General features: G+C 64.5%; 17 protein-coding genes and 1 riboswitch. Of the genes, 9 read left to right on the top strand and 8 right to left on the bottom strand.

The window, feature by feature from the left end; all coding sequences use genetic code 11:
* Window positions 1-63 precede the first annotated feature (63 nt).
* Window positions 64-1,224, top strand: a complete 1,161-nt coding sequence (locus AC3YOG_RS14355) for a hypothetical protein (RefSeq protein ID WP_489935579.1) — start codon at window positions 64-66, stop codon at window positions 1,222-1,224.
* A 62-nt stretch (window positions 1,225-1,286) separates the two neighbouring features.
* Here the strand turns inward: AC3YOG_RS14355 and AC3YOG_RS14360 are convergent, their stop codons facing one another.
* The 3 genes from AC3YOG_RS14360 to AC3YOG_RS14370 form a co-directional block, all read right to left on the bottom strand.
* Window positions 1,287-1,670: a response regulator gene (locus tag AC3YOG_RS14360; RefSeq protein WP_127753931.1), complete on the bottom strand. Its 384-nt coding sequence runs from the start codon at window positions 1,668-1,670 to the stop codon at window positions 1,287-1,289.
* Between the two features lie 51 nt (window positions 1,671-1,721).
* Window positions 1,722-2,426 (bottom strand): histidine phosphotransferase ChpT, encoded by a 705-nt coding sequence (gene chpT, locus AC3YOG_RS14365; protein WP_489935580.1) that lies wholly within the window; start codon window positions 2,424-2,426, stop codon window positions 1,722-1,724.
* Between the two features lie 67 nt (window positions 2,427-2,493).
* Window positions 2,494-2,952 (bottom strand): YHS domain-containing (seleno)protein, encoded by a 459-nt coding sequence (locus AC3YOG_RS14370; protein WP_489935581.1) that lies wholly within the window; start codon window positions 2,950-2,952, stop codon window positions 2,494-2,496.
* 136 nt (window positions 2,953-3,088) lie between these two features.
* Here AC3YOG_RS14370 and AC3YOG_RS14375 point away from each other — a divergent pair, with 136 nt between their 5' ends.
* Window positions 3,089-3,655 (top strand): DUF1134 domain-containing protein, encoded by a 567-nt coding sequence (locus AC3YOG_RS14375; RefSeq protein WP_127753934.1) that lies wholly within the window; start codon window positions 3,089-3,091, stop codon window positions 3,653-3,655.
* Window positions 3,656-3,822: 167 nt separating this feature from the next.
* Window positions 3,823-4,806, top strand: coding sequence for a hypothetical protein (locus AC3YOG_RS14380; RefSeq protein WP_489935582.1), 984 nt, complete (start codon window positions 3,823-3,825; stop codon window positions 4,804-4,806).
* On the opposite strand, the gene AC3YOG_RS14385 is transcribed toward AC3YOG_RS14380, so the two are convergent.
* Entirely contained in the window at window positions 4,803-5,168 is a 366-nt protein-coding gene (locus tag AC3YOG_RS14385; protein WP_127753936.1) for a DUF6476 family protein, read from the bottom strand. The genes AC3YOG_RS14380 and AC3YOG_RS14385 overlap by 4 nt on opposite strands.
* Between AC3YOG_RS14385 and AC3YOG_RS14390 the strand changes: the two genes are divergently transcribed.
* Together AC3YOG_RS14390 and rpoH are read left to right on the top strand one after the other, a co-directional pair.
* A complete protein-coding gene (locus tag AC3YOG_RS14390; protein WP_127753937.1) occupies window positions 5,167-6,195 on the top strand; it encodes an RluA family pseudouridine synthase in 1,029 nt (342 codons plus the stop codon). The two genes, AC3YOG_RS14385 and AC3YOG_RS14390, sit on opposite strands and share 2 nt — an antisense overlap.
* Window positions 6,196-6,417: 222 nt before the next feature.
* Window positions 6,418-7,293 (top strand): RNA polymerase sigma factor RpoH, encoded by an 876-nt coding sequence (rpoH, locus tag AC3YOG_RS14395; RefSeq protein ID WP_127753938.1) that lies wholly within the window; start codon window positions 6,418-6,420, stop codon window positions 7,291-7,293.
* A gap of 639 nt (window positions 7,294-7,932) precedes the next feature.
* On the opposite strand, the gene AC3YOG_RS14400 is transcribed toward rpoH, so the two are convergent.
* Window positions 7,933-8,634, bottom strand: coding sequence for a thiamine diphosphokinase (locus AC3YOG_RS14400; RefSeq protein ID WP_489935583.1), 702 nt, complete (start codon window positions 8,632-8,634; stop codon window positions 7,933-7,935).
* 25 nt (window positions 8,635-8,659) lie between these two features.
* Window positions 8,660-8,760: riboswitch (TPP riboswitch) on the top strand.
* 57 nt (window positions 8,761-8,817) lie between these two features.
* On the opposite strand from AC3YOG_RS14400, the gene thiB reads away from it, so the two are divergent.
* The 3 genes from thiB to AC3YOG_RS14415 all read left to right on the top strand — a co-directional run bounded on the left by thiB (window position 8,818) and on the right by AC3YOG_RS14415 (window position 12,272).
* Window positions 8,818-9,834, top strand: coding sequence for a thiamine ABC transporter substrate binding subunit (gene thiB, locus AC3YOG_RS14405; protein WP_489935584.1), 1,017 nt, complete (start codon window positions 8,818-8,820; stop codon window positions 9,832-9,834).
* 226 nt (window positions 9,835-10,060) lie between these two features.
* Complete coding sequence (locus AC3YOG_RS14410) at window positions 10,061-11,647, top strand: ABC transporter permease family protein (RefSeq protein WP_489935585.1); 1,587 nt, start codon at window positions 10,061-10,063, stop codon at window positions 11,645-11,647.
* Window positions 11,634-12,272, top strand: coding sequence for an ATP-binding cassette domain-containing protein (locus AC3YOG_RS14415; protein WP_489935586.1), 639 nt, complete (start codon window positions 11,634-11,636; stop codon window positions 12,270-12,272). Before AC3YOG_RS14410 ends, AC3YOG_RS14415 begins: the two co-directional genes overlap by 14 nt.
* A 22-nt stretch (window positions 12,273-12,294) precedes the next feature.
* Here the strand turns inward: AC3YOG_RS14415 and AC3YOG_RS14420 are convergent, their stop codons facing one another.
* The 3 genes from AC3YOG_RS14420 to AC3YOG_RS14430 form a co-directional block, all read right to left on the bottom strand.
* Window positions 12,295-12,720: a VOC family protein gene (locus AC3YOG_RS14420; protein ID WP_489935587.1), complete on the bottom strand. Its 426-nt coding sequence runs from the start codon at window positions 12,718-12,720 to the stop codon at window positions 12,295-12,297.
* Window positions 12,721-12,924: 204 nt separating this feature from the next.
* A complete protein-coding gene (locus tag AC3YOG_RS14425) occupies window positions 12,925-15,102 on the bottom strand; it encodes a RodZ family helix-turn-helix domain-containing protein (RefSeq protein ID WP_489935588.1) in 2,178 nt (725 codons plus the stop codon).
* 47 nt (window positions 15,103-15,149) lie between these two features.
* Window positions 15,150-16,439, bottom strand: coding sequence for an adenylosuccinate synthase (locus AC3YOG_RS14430; protein ID WP_489935589.1), 1,290 nt, complete (start codon window positions 16,437-16,439; stop codon window positions 15,150-15,152).
* A gap of 133 nt (window positions 16,440-16,572) precedes the next feature.
* On the opposite strand from AC3YOG_RS14430, the gene AC3YOG_RS14435 reads away from it, so the two are divergent.
* Window positions 16,573-17,523: a DMT family transporter gene (locus tag AC3YOG_RS14435; protein ID WP_489935590.1), complete on the top strand. Its 951-nt coding sequence runs from the start codon at window positions 16,573-16,575 to the stop codon at window positions 17,521-17,523.
* The last annotated feature ends 21 nt before the right edge of the window (window positions 17,524-17,544 follow it).

Genomic DNA, 17,544 nt, shown 5'->3' on the forward strand with positions numbered 1-17,544 from the left:
CTTTGCTCTTGCGGAACTCCCCAACCCGGTTATCGTTAGCTCCCAATCAAGGGGGCCCACGACATGGACAGTTCACTCGCGCAGCGTCTTCGCGAACCGCTCGTTCTCACCATTCTCATTATTGCCATTGTCGGCTGGATTGCCTTTCTGGCGACCTGGATCAGCTCGAGTTCGACCAATGGCGACCTGCAAGGCCAGGTGTCCGCGCTGACCGACGAGCGTAGCGCGCTGCAGATGCAGTTGGCGGACCTCGAAACCGCAAGTGGCGATCTCGAAGCGGTTCAGGAACAAACCACCGCCGCCCAGGCGCAACTGGACGAACTGACCACCCAGCGCGACACCGCTCAGGGCGAACTGGATGGCGTCAGTGCTGAGCTGGCCAGCACCACTGAAACCCTCAATTCCCGCCGGGCTGAAATTGCGGCGATCCAGGAAGAGTTCGCCCAAAGCGATCAGCGCCGCGCCGAAGCAGAAGCCGCCCGCGAAGAAGCGCAGAACCAGGTTACGGCCCTTAACGAGCAGATGACCGCGATTGGCCAGCGGCTTGAACAGGCCCGCGCCCAGGAAGCCGAAACCCGCGCCGCCGTCGCTCAGCTGACCGAGGAAGCCGCTGCGGTGACCAGCCAGCTCGCCCAGGGCGAACAGCAGCTGCAGGCCGCCCGCGGACAGGAAACCGAGATCCAGACCCGCCTGGCCGATATTGCCGCCCAGACCGAAACCAGCGGCACCCAGCTGGCGGACCTGCAGACCCAGATCGCCGATCTCCAGTCCCAGCGCGACCAGCTCTCCAAGGACGTCGCCAGCTACCAGACCCAGCGCGATCAGCTGCAGCCGCAGGTGACGGACTTGACCAATACGCTGGCCGCCCGCGGCAAGGAGCTCTCGGACCTTGAAGCCCAGATCGCCTCGGCCACCGCCCAGCGCGACGCCGCCAATGCCGCCCTGGTGGGTCGCTACGAGGCCAATGCCGAAGGCCCCGCCGGCGGCATTGCCGTGGTGCTCAATGATGACGACAGCTTTACCATGACCGATCGCCGCGGCCGCTCCGTTTCCGGCCGCTATACCGCTACCGCGGAGGCGCTGACCTTCACCGACGCCACCGGCAATATCGGCTCGGCGACCTTCCCGATGACCTGCCCCATCCAGGGCTCTGGCCCGGCCTTCACCATCGGCGAAGCATCCGATTGCGTCCTTGCCGGCGCAAGCTTCACCCGCACCCCTTAGGCGCGGCTGGCTCACTCAAGACGGCAAAAGGCCCGGGCGGTTCTCGCCCGGGCCTTTTGTTGTTAGGCGATTTCGGCCGACGGAAGCGCGCGGTCCAGGTCGAACTTGGCTTCCAGCAAGGCCCGGTCAAAGGGCTTCATCATATAGTCGCTGGCGCCGGCCTTGAGCGCCATGGCAATAGCGCCAATATCGTTCTCGACCGTGCAATAAACGACATGCGGCCGCTCGCCCCCGACATAGCCGCGCAGATGCTTGAGGAATTCGAGCCCACCCATGATGGGCATGCTCCAGTCGAGAAGGATCGCGTCGGGCATTTCGAGGCGGCATTTGTCGATAGCCTCCTGCCCGTCCTCGGCTTCCTCGACAATATAGTCCATGTCTTCGAGAATGCGGCGCGCCACTTTGCGCACCACACTCGAGTCATCGACGATCAGGCACGACTTCATGAATGTGTTTCCCCGGCCAAAGGCTCGGAAACAACTATGAATGGCAACTGCCTACGGAATGGTTAGCGCCTCGGGTGCCGCTTCTTCCTGGATGGGCGGCTTGGGCAGCGCACGCAGGTAGAACTTGCCGTCCTCAAGCCCGATGCTGATCTCCATATCGGTCATCCGAGCCAGCAGGCCCGTATAAAAGGGCTGGATTCCCCGGGCATCCACCGAGCCCTCTTCGGGCGCCCCGGACAGCAGCCCCGCCGCGCCTGACGGCACCAGCGTCTTTTGCCGCTTCTCGGGATCACTGTAGGAGGTGAACTCAAACACCTCCGCTCCGGCCGGTCCAGTGATACTGGCCCTAACCGTGCCACCGCGCGGCACCGAGCCCGCTGCGATCAGCAGCATGTTCATGAACAGCTTGGCCTTGTGCTTGGGAAGCAGGATCAGCGGCACCTGCCACTCCAGATCGGCCTTCTCGATCTCGAAATAGATCCGCGCCACCCGCTCGCATTCGCGCGTGTCGATATCGGTGCCCGCCGTCGAGGAGGCACCATAAGCCAGGCGCGCAAATTCGAGCTTGGCCCGGCTTTGATTGGCCGCGCTGGCGATCAGGTCGCGGGCGCCTTCAGCCATGTCACCCTGCGTGGGGTCGGCCAGAACCTCAAGCCCGTTGCCAATCGCCCCAATCGGGTTGATCAGGTCGTGACAGACCCGGCTGCACAACATTGCCGCAAGGTCGGTTGCCTTGAGCTCGATGATATCGGCCATGGGTTTTCTCCATCAGGGGCGCGTTCGAATCACTTGCGCCGACCTTAGTGGCGGTTGCGCTTGAGCACTATTGCCAGACCAGAGATTTGGACAAAACCGCCCAATTGGCTTGTGCCTCGCGGGCCGCGGCGTTGGGCGCCAGCAAAAAGGCTTCCCGGCTCGCCGCCGAATAGAACAGATAAAGGCGCTGCTTGAAGACCGTGTAGATTGCCGGGTCGCCGTCCGACAAAAAGCCGCGCGCCATGCTCATCGCTGAATGGCCCCCGAACTGCGGCGCATAGATCTGCGGCGCGCGCGCAAAGGCGTCCCGATTTGCTGCGCTGCTGAACTGCCAGGGCGCCCCGCCCCACTCATATTCGAACTCGCTCCGCCCCGGCACCGGCTGGCTTTCCACGAAATAGGAGACGGGATCCATGCCCCCGAGCGCCAGCCCCGTCAGGGGGTCGCTCACCACTGCCGTGTTGATTGACTGGCTCCATGCCGGTGCCGCACCGCCGGCCAAAAGCGGCAGAACAAAGGCAAGCATGGTTAAGATTTGTTTACGGGTTTGCGTCATCATTGATCCACGGGCCAGCCCTTGTCCAGCGCTGGCCCGACCAACCATGACCGAGAAACTTTAAAGTCTTGCGAAGTCCCGGCTCGCCTGTTTTAGGGGGAACACCATGTTCAAACGCCTGCTTTGCACCCTGACCCTGCTCCTCGCCCTCGCTGGCGCCGCTCCTGCCTTTGCCCAAGGCTCGCTCAGCGACAGCTATTCCGGCGATGAGTTGGTCGACAAGGGCCACCAGTTTTTCGGCTCCGCTGCCCAGGGCCTCGCATCCCTCGTTGAGCGCGCCGTCTCCGAGTTCGGCCTGCCCAACGGCTACATCCTGGGCGAAGACGCTGGCGGCGCGCTGTTTGCCGGCGCCCGTTACGGCGAAGGCCGGCTTTACACCCGCAATGCCGGCGAGTTGCCCCTTTATTGGCAAGGCCCCAGCCTAGGCTTTGACGTTGGCGGCGATGGCTCCAAGGTCATGATGCTGGTCTACAATCTCTCCAGCACCAATGACGTGTTCGGCCGCTTTGCCGGCGTTGATGGCTCCGCCTATGTGGTGGGTGGATTTGGCATGACCGTGATCAAATACGGCAATGCCATCATGGTGCCGATCCGCTCGGGCGTGGGCGCGCGGCTGGGCGTTAATATCGGCTATCTCAAGTTCACCCAGCAGCCCACCTGGAACCCTTTCTGATATCGGCGCTTTGGTAGATGCTGCGAGCCGGAGGCGTGCGCCCTCCGGCTTCTTCGTGACGTAGACCACCGGAACCGCTAAGCAATGGCCCAACCACTACCCTTTGCGGCGCTTAAGTCAGCTTCCTGTCGACCGCATCTGGACGGCCTGGTTCCGGAGTTCGCACGATGATGATCGAAAACATCATGTATTTCGCCCTCGGCCTGCTGTTTGCCGGGCTCTTGGCAGTGATCATCCTGCCCGCGGTGTGGAAACGCGCTGTCCGCCTCACCAAAAAGCGCATCGAGGCCGCGACCCCCATCACCCTCGCCGAATTCCGTGCCGACAAGGATCAACTGCGCGCCGAATTCGCCCTCCAAACGCGCCGGCTCGAAACCACAATCGAGGGGCTCCGGGCCCGTCTCGCCGAACAGGTGGGCGAATACAACGACCGGCGTGCCGAATTTGGTGCGATGCGGGCCGAGCGCGACAGCGCCGTCGGCAAGATGAGCGAACTGGAAGCGCGCGAAGCGGCATTGCGCGACCGCGTGCTCGAACTCGAGCGCGAAACCACCGATCTTGCCCAGCAACTGCGCATGCGCGAGCGCGAACTCGAAAACCGCACGGCCGAAATCCAGGCGCTCCGCGATGAATACGCGCAGGCCGCGCTCGAGCAGGCTGCCCTCGAAGAGGCCGCGCTCGAAGAAGCCGAAAGCATCGAGATCGCCCAGGCGCGCATTGCCGAAGCCGGCTCCAGCCTAGACGCCATGGCCGGGCAAACCGCCGCCCAGGCCGATGGCACCATGCCCCCGGCACTTGCCGAAGAGCTCAACCTCGAAGACCAGCTCGGCCAGCTGCATCGTCGTATCAACCATGTGGAAACCACCATCATGGCCGATTGGGATACCGAGCGGCTCGACGAAACCGCCTTGCGCGCCCAGCTCGACGCCATTGCCGCCGATACCAGCCGCATCGTTTACGCCGCCGATACCGAGCCGCCCCAGCAGCCCCCGCCAGCCGAAGAAAGCCTCTTTGATCGCATCCAGCGCTTTGCCGATGGGCGCGAGGAAACCCCTGCCGCGCCACCACCACCTGGGCCTATTGCCACAGCCAGACGCGGCGGCAGCGTCACCGACCGTATGGCAGCGCTGCGCGAAATCCAGGGGCGCTAAAGCCGGGGCGCACCGTCGGCAACGATCTGCACCGAACTGATATGTTCGCCCGTGCCCCGATCGAACAACGCCAGCACCATCGCCCCATCAAGACGATACAGCACATTGATTGCGCCATCACCTGTAGTGGCTGACACGACCTCGGCCCCGGCGGGCACGCTCAGCGTTTGGGCCATGCTGGGCGGCGGTGCGTCGCGCATCACCCGATAGACAATGGCAAAGCCAATCGCCATAAAGCCCAGCAGCAGAATGCCGATGGAGATGCCGAACGACCGGCGCGCCTTTCCCAGCACGGCTTGTGCTTCGGGCGACAACGGCTCGGCATCTTGGCCCACCGGGCCGGTATTTGAAGGATCGCTCATGGAACACCTAACCGCTGACGACTTCGAGGGCGACGAAGTCCAATTCACTATCACTGCCGAACAGGCCGGCGGCCGGCTCGATGCCGTTCTGGCCAAGGCACACCCGGCGCTCAGCCGCAGCCGCCTCAAGGACCTGATCCTGGGCGGGGCCGTATCCCTTAACGGCCAGCCGATCAGCGAGCCCAAATATCGCGTAACGGCCGGCGAAACAATCACCCTCCTCGCCCCGCCGCCCGAAGATCCCGAGCCCAAGCCCGAAAACATCCCCCTCGATATCCTCTATGAGGATGATCAGCTGATCGTGGTCAACAAGCCCGTCGGCATGGTGGTCCACCCCGCTCCCGGCAGCCCTTCCGGCACCCTGGTCAACGCGCTGATCTATCATTGCGGCGCGAGCCTGCAGGGCATTGGTGGCGTGCGCCGGCCCGGCATCGTTCATCGCCTCGATCGCGACACCTCAGGGGTCATGGTCGCGGCCAAGACCGATCTGGCCCACCAGCATCTGTCCGCGCAATTTGCCGATCATGGTCGCACCGGCCCGCTGCATCGCGCCTATCTCGCCTATGTCTGGGGGTCCACTGAAACCGCCAAGGGCACGGTTGAAGCGCCCCTCGGGCGCGACGCCAATAATCGGCTCAAGCAGGCCGTGCGCAAGGACGGCCGCGAAGCCATCACGCATTACATGGTCGAGCAGCGCTTTGGCGGCGATGGCTGGGACATCACCCGCATCCAGTGCCAGCTGGAAACCGGCCGCACCCACCAGATCCGCGTCCACATGGCTCATATCGGCCACCCCCTGGTTTCCGACACCGTTTATGCCTCGGGCTACGCCACCAAGATCAACCGCCTGCCTCCCGAGGTCGCCGCACCCATTGTTGCGCTAGGCCGGCAGGCCCTCCATGCCGCCGAGCTCGGCTTTGAGCATCCCGTGACCGGAGAGGAAATGTTCTTTGAAGCCCCGCTCCCGCCCGACCTTGTGGCGCTCGAGGAAGCGCTCGAGCCCTATGACAAGGCCTTCGCCCGCTAGGATCTGCGGGGGCCGGTAACCGAGAAGTGCGGGCGGGCCCTCCCCTAATGCCCGCACCACGGGCAACCCTTGCGCTGCCTGCACCGTTCGTCTGCATTCGGCGGCCTTACAATTGCGGCAATACGCCATATATTATGACCTGACTTCTTCCGCCGGGCCGCCAGGACGGCCGAAGATCGATCCGCCCGCCTGTGCGGGGGAATAAGTAAAAGGGGTGCATAAATGGCCCAGACCAATCTGCCTGTGCTTTCTGCCGAAGGAGGCTTGAGCCGCTATCTTCAGGAAATTCGCAAGTTCCCCATGCTGGAACCCGATGAAGAATTCATGCTGGCCAAGCGCTACAAGGAGCACGCCGATCCGGCCGCTGCTCAACGGCTTATTACGTCCCACCTGCGCCTGGTTGCCAAGATCGCCATGGGCTATCGCGGCTATGGCCTGCCCATTGCCGAGGTGATCTCGGAAGGCAATGTCGGGCTCATGCATGCGGTCAAGCGGTTCGAGCCCGACAAGGGCTTCCGCCTTGCGACCTATGCGATGTGGTGGATTCGTGCTGCGATCCAGGAATATGTCCTGCGCTCCTGGTCGCTGGTGAAAATCGGCACCACCGCTGCCCAGAAGCGGCTGTTCTTCAACCTGCGCAAGGTGAAGGGCCAGATCGCCGCGCTCGACGATGGCTCGCTCCATCCCGACCAGATCAAGCAGATCGCGACCACCCTCAATGTGACCGAGGATGACGTGGTCTCGATGAATGCGCGCTTGTCGGGCGATGCCTCGCTCAATTCGCCGATGCGCGCCGATGAAGGCTCCTCCGAATGGCAGGACTGGCTCGTCGACGACACGCCCAGCCAGGAAACTGCCCTTGGTGAAAGCGAGGAATATTCCGAACGCATGGGTCTGTTGACCAATGCCATGGATGTTCTCAACGATCGTGAGCGCGCCATCTTCCAGGCTCGCCGCCTGCAGGAAGATCCGCTGACCCTCGAAGAGCTGGCCCAGCAATACGATGTCAGCCGCGAGCGCATCCGCCAGATCGAAGTGCGCGCCTTCGAAAAAGTGCAAGACGCCGTTCGCGAAGCTGCCCGCTCCAACGCCGCATAAGGCTGGACCGCCGCAAGCAACCAATGCAGCCCTCGGTTTCCCCCGAGGGCTTTTTTACGCCTGCGAGCCCCGCCACCGATGCCAACCTGGCCTTGAGCCCGGGGCCCATCGAGCCTCCGGCATACTCATGGCCACCCCAAAAGCCCTTACCCTCCGGAGCCCTCATGGTGAGGTGCGCAGCGAAGCGCAGCCTGGAGCCACGAGGGCTCGGGAAGCGTGGAATGAGCGGGAATGTGCCGGAGCCCTCATGGTGAGGTGCGAAGCGGAGCGCAGCCTCGAACCACGAGGGCGGCCATCACCACCCCACAAACTTATCCCCGCCCCCGAAAACCTCAGGCACAATCCCCCTTGTTCCCGGGCAAGCTGCGCGGTCGCGACGAACGGTCGGTGCGGGAATATCGGATGGGTTTGGGGTCGCCCAAGCTCCTTCGGGACGAGGATGATCCGGGACCGATTTCATCCCCCGGTCCATGAAGCTTCAGGGCTTCTGGCGTTTGGCACGGGTCTAGCCACGGACGGTCCTCACCGAAGAGTCTCCGATGGAGCATGGGGCGAAGCTTGCTTCACCTTCTACTTCCCGCCGGACGACCGGCACCGAGGCGAACTTCGCCCCATGTCGCAGCACCAACCGCAGGGTCATCAGACCCGGGCGGGATTTTGGCACGCCTTAACGAGATCCCAGAGCCGCGCCTTGGGCAGGATCAGCAGCCACGGCACCCGCTCAGCCGGCACGATCTCGATCCGACCCCCAAGGCCCGCATTGGAGGTGCCGATCAGCCCGCCCGGCGCCAGCTGCAGGCCATCCATCGGATAGAGCAGCCCCTGCGAGCGCTCGAACCCGATCGGCACCAGCGGATGGATCGACACCCGCTCCCCGGCCGCCGCCTCAAAGGCAATCGGCCCCACTACCGCCAACGCCACATCGATCTCGTCCACCAGCAACAAGTGCCGCTCGGGGGCATATTGCAGCACCGCGCTCAGTGCCGCGAGCGTATGGTCGAGCCGCTTGCCCGTCATGCCCAGCGCCAGCGTCACCGGCGCTTGCGTTGAGCGCAGTGCCTTCTGGAAATCGGTGGTCACCTGCTCGGGCAGGTGCAACACCCGGGTGCGCCGCTCCCAGCCGGCGCGATCCTGGAGCGAATCGAGATCCCCGATGATCGCCGCAGGCACCAGCCCTGCCGCCCCGATCGCATCCGCCCCGCCATCGGCCCCGATCAGCGTCACTCCCGCCGCCGCGAGGTCACGCAGGGTTTGGCTCTCCACCGCCCCGCCGCCCACAATGGCGATCGGTCCGGCAAAGCGCAGGGGCGCGTCGGCAGCTGGGCTGAAATTCTCTTGCACTTGGGGGGCGCTCTTATAAGATCACGGCGTCTCGCTGGGGTGTTCCGGGTCAAGCCGGAGCTGAGAATTACCCATTGAACCTGAACCAGGTCATGCTGGCGGAGGAAGTTCGAGATGGCAAGGGCATCTCGTGCCCGCCATTGACACCCATCCCTTCACTCATGGCCGCACACCAATGAAGGGATGACCATCTTGGTCCACACCACTCACCTGGCGCTTGCGGTCCTTTTCGGACTGGCCGCCTCGCCCGCCTTGGCCCAAACCGCACCCGCGCTCACCATCTATACCTATGATGGCTTTGCCGCCGAATGGGGCCCCGGCCCCCAGCTCGCCGAAGGCTTTGAAGCCCAATGCGGCGGCTGCACTGTCGAGTTCATCGCCGCCGATTCCTCCATCGGCGCCCTGCGCCGCGTCCAGCTTGAAGGCGCCACCACCCCGGCCGACCTCATCGTCGGTCTCGACGTCGCCACCGCCGGGGAAGCCCGCGCCACCGGCCTCTTTGCCGATCACACTCTGGAGCTGGGCGATCTCGCCCTCCCCGAGCCCTGGACCGATCCGCAATTCGTGCCGGTCGACTACGCCCATTTCGCCTTTGTCTACGACACCGACCGCACCGCCACCCCGCCCGCCTCCTTCGAGGAGTTGATCGCGCTCCCCGACGGCCTCAAGATCGTCATCCAGGACCCGCGCTCGGCCACCCCCGGCCTTGGTCTCGTGCTCTGGATCAAGGCCGCCTATGGCGACCGTGCCCCCGAAATCTGGGCCGGCCTCAAGCCCCATATCCTCGCCGTCACCCGCGACTGGTCGGAAAGCTATAATCTCTTCCTGACCGGCGAAGCCGATATGGCGCTCTCCTACACCACCTCGCCCGCCTACCACATCGTCGATGAAGACGACGACACCATCAAGGCGGCGCTGTTTGATGAGGGCCATATCGTGCAGGTCGAGGTCGCCGGCATGCTCGCCTCCACCGACCAGCCCGAGCTCGCCCGTCAGTTCCTGGCCTACCTCGCCTCCCCCGCCGCCCAGGCGATCATCCCCACCACCAACTGGATGTTCCCTGTGATCGACCTCGGCGCCGACCTCAACCCCGCCTTCGGCACCCTCCCGCAACCCGCCAAAACCCTGACGATCAGCGACACCGACCTCGAAGCCAACCGCGCCGCCTGGATCGACGAAATGCTCGCCGCCATCCAGTAGGAATCAGGACAGCCACAAGCTTCGAACCCCTCAGTGTGCCTCCCGTCCCCCTTGAGCGGAGGCACACTGAGGGGGGCGATCAAGGGAACACAGTCCCTGATAGCCACACCACGACTCTCCGCCATCCCAGCGCCATCAGCCGACGTCCCCTCCCCCTTGAGGGGAGGGACAGGGTGGGGGTTCAGGCCCATCAACCCGCTCCAAGGCTAGCGCCAACCACCGGACCATGACCCTCCCACCCCGCCCCTTGCGCATCGCCACCGCTTGCCTCCTCGCGCTTGCCATCGCCGGGCTGATTGCTCTCGTCCTCTGGTCCATTCTCGCCGCCGCCACCGATGCCGCCGCCACCAGCCGCATCGATATTGCCCACCTCCTGCGCATGACCTCCATCCAGGCCGGGCTAACCACCGTGCTTTCCTTGCTGCTCGGCACGGCATTGGCCTGGTCGCTCAATCGTCTGCGCTTCCCCGGACGCGATCTCCTCGTCGCCTTCTTTGCCTCCGCCATCGTCACCCCCGGCATGGTCGTGGCCTTCGGGCTCCTCGCCATCTGGGGCCGCAACGGCTGGATTAATCGCGCTGCCGAAGCCGTGCTCGGCTTCCCCTTGGGCAATCCCGCCTATGGGCTCGGCGGCATTCTCTTTGCCCATGTCATTCTCGATGGTGCCTTTGCCGCGCGCATCATCCTCGCCCGTCTCGACGCCATTCCCGCCGCCCGCCTCAAGACCGGCCAGTCCCTGGCCCTCTCCGCCTGGCAGCGCTTCACCCTCATCGATTGGCCCGCCCTGCGCGGCACTCTGCCGGGGCTCGGGGCCATCATATTTCTCCTCGCCTTCACCAGCTTCCCTATAGTGCTGCTGCTGGGCGGTGGCCCCGCCAACCAAACGCTGGAGGTCGCCATCTACGCCGCTGTCCGCCAGGATTTCGATCTCGCCGGCGCCGTGCGCCTCGCCCTGACGCAAATCGCTGTTTGCTCGGTGGTGATCCTCGCCGCCTCGGCCCTTGCGCCCGTACCCACCGCCTTTGGTTCTTCCCCCGCCACCACCTGGCGCGACGGTCCCGCCAGCCGCCTGCTGCAATGGCTGGTGCTGGCTACGGCAACCCTCTGCTTCGGCCTGCCCTTGCTCTCCGTGCTGGTGGATGGCCTCGGCGCTGGTCTCGGCAGCCTCCTGGCCCAGCCGAGCTTCTGGTGGTCGCTCCTCACCAGCCTCCTTATCGGCAGCGCCTCCGCACTCCTCACGCTGCTTCTGGCGCTTGCCCTCGCCCTTGGCCGCGGCGCCACCGGCAGCCCGCCGCTGCGCACGCTCCTGGGCATCCCGGCCTATGCCTATCTCGCCGTGCCCGCCGTAGTGCTGTCGTTGGGCTTCTTCCTTCTGGTCCGCAATCTCGGGGTCGCGCCCGCAGCAGCAGCCCCCGCAGTCGTGATCCTTGCCAATAGCCTCCTCGCCCTGCCCTTTGCCATGGCCACCCTGGCGCCTCTCCTCGAAGCCATTGCCCGCACCCGCGGCAAGCTCATCCGCTCGCTTGGGCTGGGCGGATGGCGGCAGTTTTTCCTCGTGGAACTGCCCCTGATCGGCAAGGATCTGGGCGTCATGCTCGCCCTCGCCTTTTGCTTTTCGCTGGGGGATCTGGGCGTCATTGCCCTCTTCGGCACGCAGGATTTCCAAACCCTGCCCCTCTTGATGTTCCGCTCGCTCGGCGCCTATCGCAACAATGATGCAGGGGCCATTGCCGCCATTCTCCTCATCGGCACCATCATTGCCTTTGTTGGCCTGCCTCGCCTTGCCGAAAGGATCGCCCGTGCTGCGCGTTGACGAGCTTTGTTTTGCTTATCCCAACACGGCCGAGCCCTATCGTTTTTCCCTCGCCGCTGCGCCCGGCGAGATCACCGCCGTGTCGGGTGCTAGCGGTTCGGGCAAGTCCACCCTGCTTGATCTCCTTGCCGGCTTTCTCACGCCGACCTCCGGCAGCATCACGCTCGATGGCCAGCAACTCGTGCTCCTGCCGCCCGAGCAGCGCCCGGTATCACTCCTGCTGCAAAGCGAAAGCCTCTTTGAACACTTGAGCGCCGGCCGCAACATCGCCCTCGGCCTGCCCGCGCGCACGCCCAAGGCAGAGGTTTACCAGCAGGTCGAAGCCGCTCTCGCCGAAGTTGGTTTGTCTGGCATTGGCGCCCAGCCCGCCGCGACCCTCTCGGGCGGGCAAAAGCAGCGCGTCGCTCTCGCCCGCACCCTGCTACGCGCCCGGCCGGTTTTGCTGCTCGACGAGCCCTTTTCGGCCCTCGACGATCAAACCCGCGCCGTGATCCGAGATCTCGTCAAGACGCTGACGGTCCGGCATGGCTGGCACACCATCCTCGTCAGCCACCACAATGATGATATCCTCGCCCTCGCCAGCCGGCGCTATCATCTGGCGGATCGGAAACTGGTGGCGGACTAAGCCGCCACCACAGGGAGGCGCTTTATTCGCCCGCCGGCAGCAATTGCGGGTTCCAAACCACTTCCCAGAGGTGCCCGTCAGGGTCGCGGAAATACCCTGCATAGCCGCCCCAGAACGTGTCTTGCGCGGGCTTGATGATGGCGGCCCCCGCGCCCTCGGCGCTCGCCATGATCGCGTCGACCTCGTCACGTTCCCATACATTGTGCCCGAGCGTCATTGCGGTGGACGACACCGGCTCCCGGGCAAGGCCCGTATCGAACGCAATATCGTCCTGCGCCCAGATCGCGAGCTTCAATCCGCCCGCCAGATCAAAGAACGCGACGGCGCCATGCTCGAACTCCTGCCCGACAATGCCTTGCGTCGGCAGGCCCAGCCCATCGCGATAAAATCGGAGCGCCCGCTCGAGATCGCCAACGCCCAGGGTGATTACGGAAATCCGTGGTTTCATGTCCATGCCCTTTCGATCGGCGCCCGCACTATGCCGGCGCCGTAATCGTCATGGGCCGCTGCAGCAGCGGAAGGACCCGCAAGCGGGGGCCGGGCCAACCTTCCCAACCTAACCTGTTTTAGACACGCCAAGGCTAAGCCAGCCCCGCCGGAGCGTCAATCCGCGAGGCCTCTGTCCCGCCAAACGCGGATGCAAAAAGGGGGGCTAATTGCCCCCCTGTCCCCAAGCCGCAAAGACCTTGTCGAACAGCGCCTGCGCTTGCTCATCCTTTTCAAGGGTGATGATCGCATTGCGCCCGGTGCCATACACCACTGCCAGATCCATCCACTTTCGGCTGCGCAGCAGGTCCTGGTTGGTGTTGGCATCCTGCTCGGCCGCACTCAGCGCAAACAGGTAGGAATTACCCACGACGCGGGCCGAAGCCCCCACCAGCGGCGTTCCGGGCACCAGTTCCTGGTCCTTGAGCAACACGCCCGGCAGCCCCGCAATCGTGCCGCCGATAAAGGTGTCGCTCACATCGAAATCCACCTCCATAAGGTGGCTCGCGGGCAGGCTCGGATCGGAATTCTTGCGAATGGTCATCTCGACCCCGAGATTGCGCGCCGGAATATTGGCCTGGCCGATCAGCGTGGGCTGGCCGATCTCGTCGACCCCCTCGCGCCACTCGATCGTGCCCGAGAACGGTACCGCACCGGTGCGGCCATCCTGCGAGGCTTCCAGCAGCAGCGACTGGCTGCCCGACAGCACGGCCGGATCGACCGACGCCGCCGGATCATTGAGCGCCACGGCAGCATTAGGGTCTTCCCCGGGCAGCCGCTCCTCGCTCTTGTCGTCCGCACCACCACCCAGTTCGGGCAAGCTGGTCTGTGTCCCGTCGGGCACCACCGGCTCTGGCGTGGGCTCCAGCCGATCCTCGGTTTCCAGTGCCTCGAGCGCCGTAGTCGGCTCGGCAGCTGTCTGGGTCGCCGTATTGCCCGGCACTGCGGGCTGGTCGGTCGCGGCAATGTCGCCATTGGGCGGCACCGGATCGAGCGTCGGGGTCGTAAGATCAGGTTCTGGCTCGGGCGCTTCGGCAACCGCCGTGCTGGCCTGCCCGAACATCTGGTTGAGGTCCACGTAGCCTTCGCGCCAGGCCCAAAAGCCCGCGCCACCCACGCCAACCAGAAGCACTGCGAAAACGATCAGGAAAATGCTCAGGCCCGTGCCGCTGCGCGGCTCGCTCACTGGCACGAAGTTGTCGGAATTGTCCTCGCCTGCCCCGCCCGGCAATTCGGCGCGCTCGGGCATGGCAAACATATTGGGCACCGCCGGCCGGGCCGGGCCCACAGCCACCGGCTCCGTGGGCTCTGCCGGAGTAGCCTGGCTTTCGCCGCGTGCTTCGCGATCCAGGGTCTCGATCGCCCGCTCGATGGCGCCCTCGGCTTCGCTGGTGTCGGGCTGTGCCGCCTCGACTTCGACTTCGCGCACACTCGACAGTGCCGCTTCAACGGGGCTTGGTCCCATGCTGCTGACGGGTTCGGTGCGGCGGGCGAAATTGAGCAGCGCTCCCCGGCGGGCACCCTCCTCAGCGGCAGGCTTGTCGTCGGCAGGCTTGTCGTCGGCAAACGAATCCGGCTGGTCCTGAGGCTCCTGCACCGGCGCATCGAGCGGCGCGTCGCTGGGCAACTCGCTCGCGCCTGCCGTTTCCGCCTCGGCCTTGCGCGCTCCCTTGGCTCGCCCGAAAGACGGCAACCAACGCGCCCGTGGCTTACTGATCTTCTCGACGGACTCAGGCTCGCTCTCGGCCACTGGCGTAACCACCGCCTGGGCCTCGTTTTCGTTTGGAACCGCCACGGGCACGTCGACCGGGCCCTCCTCGCGCACCAACTCTGCCCCGCTCGCCTCGGCGGCATCGGCGATGATGTCTTCGATCGAGGTGCCGGAGCGCGCTGGGCCATCCGCTTGCGCCTGGGGATAGGCGGGCTGTACCGGCTCAAACGCGGGATAGTTTGGTTGTGCCGGCTCAAAGCGCGGCCTCAGCTCGAACCGGGGCTGCGGTTCGGGCTCAGGTTCGGGTTCCGGCTCAGGCTGGGCTTCCGGTTCCGGCTCCGGCTCGGGCTCGGCTACCGGCGGCTCAACCGGTTGCGCCATGGGACGCCCAAACACCGAATCACGCCGCAGCGAAATCACGGCTTCGCTGGCTTCCTGCTCCACCTGCCGAATACAGTCTTCCAGCTGCAGCCGATGCTGCGTTATGTCGCGCGCCGGCAGCGGTGGCTGAATGGCCCGCAACTGGCCCACAAGTGCCGAACGCGCCTTTTCGTAAACCGCACGGCGAGCCGCGCCATTATTCTCGGGCAATGCCGAGATGGCCCGGCGCAGCAGCTCCTTGTAGTCGGCCATAGCTTACTTGGTACTCACAATTGCCGCAGGTGTTGTATCAAAAACACTCAATCTTGGAACGGGTCAACCACAAGGATAGTATCGGCGCGCTCGGGGCTCGTCGACAACATGGCAACCGGCGCCCCGATCAGTTCCTCGATATAGCGCACATACTTGACCGCCTGGGCCGGCAGCTCAGACCAGCTGCGCGCCCCGGCTGTGGTTTGCGACCATCCTTCGAGGGTTTCGTAGATGGGCGTAACCCGCGCCTGTGCCTCCATCAAGGCAGGCAAGTAATCGATCCGTGATCCATCCAGCTCGTAGCCGACGCAGATCTTGATTTCCTTGAGCCCGTCCAGCACGTCCAGCTTGGTCAGGGCAATGCCCGAAATGCCCGAAGTCTTTACGGTCTGGCGCACCAGCACGGCATCGAACCAGCCGCAGCGACGCGCCCGGCCGGTATTGACGCCGACCTCGCGCCCGACCGTTGCCAGATGCCGGCCAATTTCGTCGTCCAGCTCGCACGGAAACGGACCTTCGCCAACACGGGTCGTATAGGCCTTGGTGATCCCCAGCACATAGCCGATTGCCGTTGGCCCCAGCCCGGAACCGGCCGCAGCCTGCCCTGCCACCGTGTTGGACGAGGTCACGAAGGGATAAGTGCCGTGGTCATTATCGAGCAGCGCACCCTGCGCTCCCTCAAACAGAATGCGTGCGCCAGCTTTGCGCTTTTCGTCGAGCACCTGCCAGACCTGGTCCATGAAGGGCAGGATCTGGTCGGCTACCGAGATCAGCTCCTGCCGGATCGTTTCGGCCTCGATCTCGGGCAGACCCATGCCGCGGCGCAGCGCATTGTGGTGCGTCAGCAGCCGCTCGATCTTGGGCATCAGCGTTTCGGGCTGGCTCAGATCGATCAGCCGGATGGCCCGACGACCCACCTTGTCCTCATAGGCCGGGCCGATGCCACGCTTGGTGGTACCGATCTTGAGCCCGGACGTGCTGTCTTCACGGATGGCGTCCAGTTCGCGATGCAGCGACAGGATCAGCGGTGCATTGTCGGCAATGCGCAGCACATCGGGAGTGATCGTGACGCCTTGCGCCCGCAGCTTGGCCATCTCGGCCACAAAATGATGCGGATCCACCACCACGCCATTGCCGATCACCGACAGCTTGCCTTGCACCAGGCCAGATGGCAGCAGCGCCAGCTTGTAGCTGACGCCATCGATCACCAGCGTATGGCCGGCATTGTGGCCGCCATGATAGCGCACCACCACATCGGCACGCTCGGAGAGCCAGTCCACGATCTTGCCCTTGCCCTCGTCGCCCCACTGCGAGCCGACGACAACCACATTCGCCATGAAAACTTCACTCCACCAATCATGCCGGCGCGGGGGCAACCCAAACCCGGGGGCCCGCGCAACTGTCCGGCGCCGGGTTTGACCATACCCGAATACCTGCTAAGTCCGATTGTCCTTACATCACCGAGCGCCGATGACAAAGCCGCCAATAACCCAAAGTCGCGGCATTTCCGCCCGCCTGCTGGACCGCCCCTATCTGCTGCTGGTTCTGACCACCATGTTTTGGGGCGGCAATGTCATCGCCGGCAAGCTTGCCGTCGGACATATCGACCCCTTCACCCTCACCGTGCTGCGCTGGGGCGGCGCCCTGCTGCTGATTCTGCCCTTCGCCCGAACGTCGCTTAAACGCGACTGGCCGGTGATCCGCTCACGTTGGCCCCTCTACTTATTCTACGGCGCGGTGGGCTATGTTACATTCAATATCCTGGTTTATATGGCGTCCTACCATGCGAGCGGCATCAACATTGCCCTCGAGCAGGTGACCATCAACCTTTTCGTCATGCTGGCGAACTTCGCCCTCTTCCGCACCCGCGTGCGCCCACTGCAGATCCTGGGCGCGGTACTGACCATTCTTGGCGTGCTGGTCACCGCCACCCATGGCGAGGTCGGCCGGCTCCTCGCACTCGACATCGGCTTTGGCGACAGTCTGGTCCTGCTCGCCTGCGCCGCTTACGCCGCTTACTCGGTGTCGCTGCGCTACAAGCCCCCCACTGGATGGATCAGCTTTCTCGTGGCGACCTGTACCGGTGCCTTTGTCGCCGCCATCGCCTACCAGATCGGTTTGGGCGGCGGCATGGGCGCACTGTTTGCCGCCCTTCCTGCGGTGACGCCCCAGGGGTGGGCCATCGCGCTTTACACCATGGTGCTGCCCTCGATCGTTTCGCAGATGTTCTATGTGCGCGGCGTCGAGTTGATCGGCGCCAACCGCGCCAGCCTCTTTATCAACCTGATCCCCATCTTTGCCGCCACCTTTGCCGTGCTGGTGCTGGGCGAACGGCTCGAACTCTACCACATGGCTGCCGCTGCCCTCGTCATCGTCGGCATTGCGCTGGCCGAATGGGGCGCCCTGCGCGCCTTGCGCTAGCACCAACAAAAAAGGCGGGAC

The sequence above is a fragment of the Devosia sp. Z6_126 genome (assembly GCF_058133495.1).